3 protein-coding genes and 6 tRNA genes are annotated in these 3,889 nt (G+C 55.7%); 2 read left to right on the top strand and 7 right to left on the bottom strand.

Annotated elements, in window-relative coordinates:
• The 7 genes from JNN07_13515 to JNN07_13485 all read right to left on the bottom strand — a co-directional run.
• A partial coding sequence (locus JNN07_13515) for an RtcB family protein (GenBank protein MBL9168750.1) occupies positions 1-269 on the bottom strand: 269 nt, incomplete at its 3' end.
• Positions 270-346: 77 nt separating this feature from the next.
• Positions 347-421 (bottom strand) — tRNA-Phe (locus JNN07_13510).
• A gap of 36 nt (positions 422-457) precedes the next feature.
• A tRNA-Ile gene (locus tag JNN07_13505) sits at positions 458-531 on the bottom strand.
• Positions 532-917: 386 nt separating this feature from the next.
• Positions 918-991 (bottom strand) — tRNA-Asn (locus JNN07_13500).
• A gap of 101 nt (positions 992-1,092) precedes the next feature.
• A tRNA-Arg gene (locus JNN07_13495) sits at positions 1,093-1,168 on the bottom strand.
• A 10-nt stretch (positions 1,169-1,178) separates the two neighbouring features.
• Positions 1,179-1,254: transfer RNA gene (locus JNN07_13490), tRNA-Pro, on the bottom strand.
• 449 nt (positions 1,255-1,703) lie between these two features.
• Positions 1,704-1,778, bottom strand: a tRNA-Ala gene (locus JNN07_13485).
• A 1,045-nt stretch (positions 1,779-2,823) separates the two neighbouring features.
• Between JNN07_13485 and JNN07_13480 the strand changes: the two genes are divergently transcribed.
• Positions 2,824-3,609: a hypothetical protein gene (locus tag JNN07_13480; GenBank protein ID MBL9168749.1), complete on the top strand. Its 786-nt coding sequence runs from the start codon at positions 2,824-2,826 to the stop codon at positions 3,607-3,609.
• Positions 3,610-3,632: 23 nt separating this feature from the next.
• Positions 3,633-3,889, top strand: a 257-nt coding sequence (locus JNN07_13475) for a transposase (protein MBL9168748.1), incomplete at its 3' end; no start/stop codon positions are given.

Below are 3,889 nucleotides of genomic sequence, written 5' to 3'. Positions count from 1 at the left end.
CGACGGACCAAATCCGTCTTGAACAACGTCATACCGCAACCGATGTCACCGCCGATAAGGTGTGGATAGATCACGCCTTCAGCCACGAAGGCCGCGCCCACTGGCGAACCTTTGCCCGGGTGCAAATCCGGGAACCCTATAGCGAGGCGCACACCGTCGAGTTTTGCCGTGGCATAGAGTTGGCGCACCGCTTCGCCTTCGATCCAGCTTTGAGCGGAGGCGAAAAGGCGGACCGTAGCCGAGTGATGATTGGAGAGTGTAGAGTGCATAGTTCGATGAGCAGTTGTTTGAAGGAGGAATTGCGATTGCAGATTCTTCATTCCGCACTCTGCATTCTGCATTCAAATGGTCCCCGAGGTTGGTATCGCGCCAACGTCTCCTCGTCTTCAGCGAGGCGCTAATCTGCCTCAGCTACTCGGGGTGACGCCCGTCGAGCCGAAACTCGTCGGGCGGAGACTGGTCGTCACGGCAGGTAACGCTCCTGCGTCTTCCGGTTATCAGCCGGGTGCTCTGCTTTTGAGCTACGAGACGAGTTCAAGTTGCGGTTTTAGGCCAAAGCGCCGCATCGGACGGAAAGTGACGCTGGGCTTCGCATTAGGTCGGATGCGGATGTGACCACTTGGTTTATAGCTCTTACGAAAGAGCAACTGGCTTTGATAACGCAGGACAGACTTCATGGAATCTCCTTTCGTTGAGGTTTTGGAAATTGGCGGAAGGCGTCGGTAATGCTCCAGCCTTCGCCAGAGTCCGTGTTAGCGATGTCGCCGTATTGAGGCGCTCAACCGTGTGGGCTGGCCATGTTCACCGAAGCTTCGGCCGGCAGGCCGACCCCATTCTCCAGTGGCGAGTGATGAGTGACGAATTGCGATGGCCGACACCGGGATTCTTCAGTCTCCATTCCTCACTCCTCATTTAAATGGCTGCCAGACTTGGACTCGCACCAAGACAAGCGGCTTAACAGGCCGCCGTGCTACTTTGACACTATCTGGCAATGGCTCGCCGGGCCGAATCCGGCATTAAGCAACGGATCGCGGGGCGCAGTGGAAAGATCAACCATGCTACGTCCCCGCGAGTGGGGGACACTGCGAACACTGGCGCTGCCGACAGGACTTCCACCTGCATTGTTCCGTTTAGAAGACGGATGTCTTATGTATTCGACCACGGCAGCAATTTGAAATTGGTCGGAATGGCAGGATTTTCACCTGCGACCTCCCGGGCCCAAGCCGGGCGCTCTAAAGACTGAGCTACATTCCGAAAAAATGGCGGACCCGAAAGGAGTTTCATCCTGTCGTATGATCGAACTTCCCTCGGTTCGAAAGGCTGGCTTGCCAAGCCGAAGCTCGAGAACGCGGGTGTTCGAAGCCCGCCTTCGCCAAGAAGCTACGGCGTGGCAGCCTTGCTCTCAGCTTCCCTTCGAGCGAAGGCTGGTGGGAAGTGCTGGTAATGCTCCAGTCGTCAGCTTCCAGCGTTATTTTATGACGACGGGTTTACAGACCGCCGGCTGGATCACTTCCCTGAGAGTGGCTTGCCAAGCCGAAGCTCCTCCCGACGCAGGGACGAGCCTGCCTTCGTTAAGAGGCTGCGGCCTGGCAGCCTTGCTCTGAGCTCTGCTCCGAGCGAAGGCTGGTAGCGGGGGTGGGAGTTGCACCCACGGAGGCAGAGCTTATGAGGCTCGCCTGAATCTCATTCTCCCCGCAACGAAATGGTGGAGTCGGTGGGTAACGCTCCCACATAAGCTTGCTTGCAGGGCAAGTGCATTGCTTGTCTGCCACGACCCCAGGAAATTGGCAGGCCGCCTCGGTGCTGCCCCGAGCGAACGGAGTTTTGGAGACTCTGGTGCGCAAGCTGGCGCGCGGCCTGTGATTAGTATTGCGGTTGGAGAAAGCTGCGCTCACGTCGCCGTACGCTACCACCAACCGCGAAATTAAAAGGGCCGGAAGCATCACGCTCCCGGCCCATGCCATTTCAACAAAGAACAAACACCTCTTGGTGATCTACTCGATCCCAACCCGCGGTTTCACGGCGGCTGTTTCGGTGTTTACGGGCACACCTCCTACGAAGCCCTTAGAATGTAAATTCTGGCTGAACACAACTCGCGCGCTTCTTCTTGAGCGATGGGCAGATCCCATCCGTGGAGAACCTCGGCTCTCCTGCGCGTCTCTTAGTTTTGTGTCGATAGACATCATCGAGATGTCGCCTTCGTTTCGTTCACAGATCGTTCACCTTTGGTTCGTCGATTCGCTTTCAGTCATTCAGGGAAAATAAAAAACCCTGCTCACTTCGCGGTAAGCAGGGTTTTGAAAAATCTTATGGTTCTTCTCTTACCTGCTTACCTCCGGTTTATCCAAATTCGTTTCTGGGGCTTGTCCTTTATACGACCTGGATAGGCTGGGGCTAAACACACAACCCAGGCTTAACCGGCTATGACGTGTCCCGATGCTCATCGGGACCGACATTGTCGGCCAAATCTTGGTTGATATGTTCATGCAGGTTCTCATTGAACGTGCATCAGATGTAACATCGACCACGGTTGCGGTCCACTTATACTTTGTGGGCTGCGCCATCTTGAAACCAAATATCCGCATGACTTGATGCGATGTTGATCCAGTTAAATAGCCTGAGGGCCAGCCCCTCTGCTGCCGCGAGAAACTCTGGATCGGAGCGAACGAACGGAAATCATCACGAAGCGCATTGACAACCCGTAGTGTCCGAAAATTCGAGCGAACCGAATCAGTTGATATTGTGGGGATTGCGAGAGGTGCGGAAGTCGTCCGTTCCAAAGCAAGGCTGGTCGCTCTCGACCGATCGAGGGATAGTCTTGAGATGAATCCATTGTCATTTCTGCTGGTTTGCTTTGCCGGGTGGATGAATCGCCGTCAGCAAGCCGTCATCGAATACCTTCAGGAGGAGGTACGGGTTCTCCAAGAGCAATTGGGTAAACGTCCTCGTTTCACCGATGACCAGCGCCGAAGGTTAGCCGTCAAAAGCAAGTCGGTGGGCCGGAAGGGCCTTCAACGGTTTGCAAGCATCGTTACTCCAAACACTCTGCTTTCGTGGCATCGCCGGTTAATCGCGAAGAAGTACGACGGGACCAAGAACCGCGGAGCAGGGCGGCCTCCGACCTCTGGGGACTTGAAGGAACTGATCGCAAAAATGGCGCGAGAGAATCGGTCGTGGGGCTACACGCGCATCCAAGGAGCTCTGGCCAACTTGAGACACGAGGTCGGACGCGGGACGATTGCCAAGATCCTTCAGGAAGCCGGCATTGACCCAGCGCCAGGACGCCGGAAAGGGATGACCTGGAAGGAGTTTTTAAGGACTCATTGGGACGTCATAGCGGCCACCGACTTCTTCACGGCCGAAGTGTGGACTCCCGCGGGGCTAGTTCGTTACCACGTCCTGTTCGTGATACGCTTGGCGACGCGGGAAGTTCGAATTGCCGGGATCGTCCCAGAGCCTGAGGGCCAGTGGGTGAACCAGATGGCGCGCAATCCTACAGATGCCGGCGACGGATTCCTGCATGGCTATCGGTATTTGATCCAGGATCGGTCGTCTCTGTTCGCTGAGCAGTTCCTGGAGACCTTGATTAGCGCTGGCGTGGAGTCCTAAAGTTCCCGGCACGGTCGCCGAACTTGAATGCCTATGCGGAGCGATTTGTTCGTACCGTCAAAGAGTCGTGTTTGGAGGACCTGATCCTGTTTGGCGAATCGTCCTTGCGAGAATGGGTTTCTCAGTTCGTTGAACATTATCATCAGGAACGAAACCACCAGGGGCTCGAGAACAAGATCATCCGGCCTGAGTTTGCGGAGTTCCCAGCAGGAGGTTCGGTGCACCGTCGTAAGCGGCTCGGCGGCCTTTTTAATTACTTATCGAAAGGCCGCATGAAAAT

The organism is Verrucomicrobiales bacterium, assembly GCA_016793885.1.
Lineage (GTDB): Bacteria > Verrucomicrobiota > Verrucomicrobiia > Limisphaerales > UBA11320 > UBA11320.
The sequence above is the reverse complement of the archived record's forward strand: the minus strand, read 5'-3'. Positions and strand labels throughout refer to the sequence as shown.

Excerpts from the sequence above, each read along its gene's own strand:
- JNN07_13480 (MBL9168749.1), top strand. The coding sequence starts at position 2,824 with ATGAATCCATTGTCATTTCTGCTGGTTTGCTTTGCCGGGTGGATGAAT.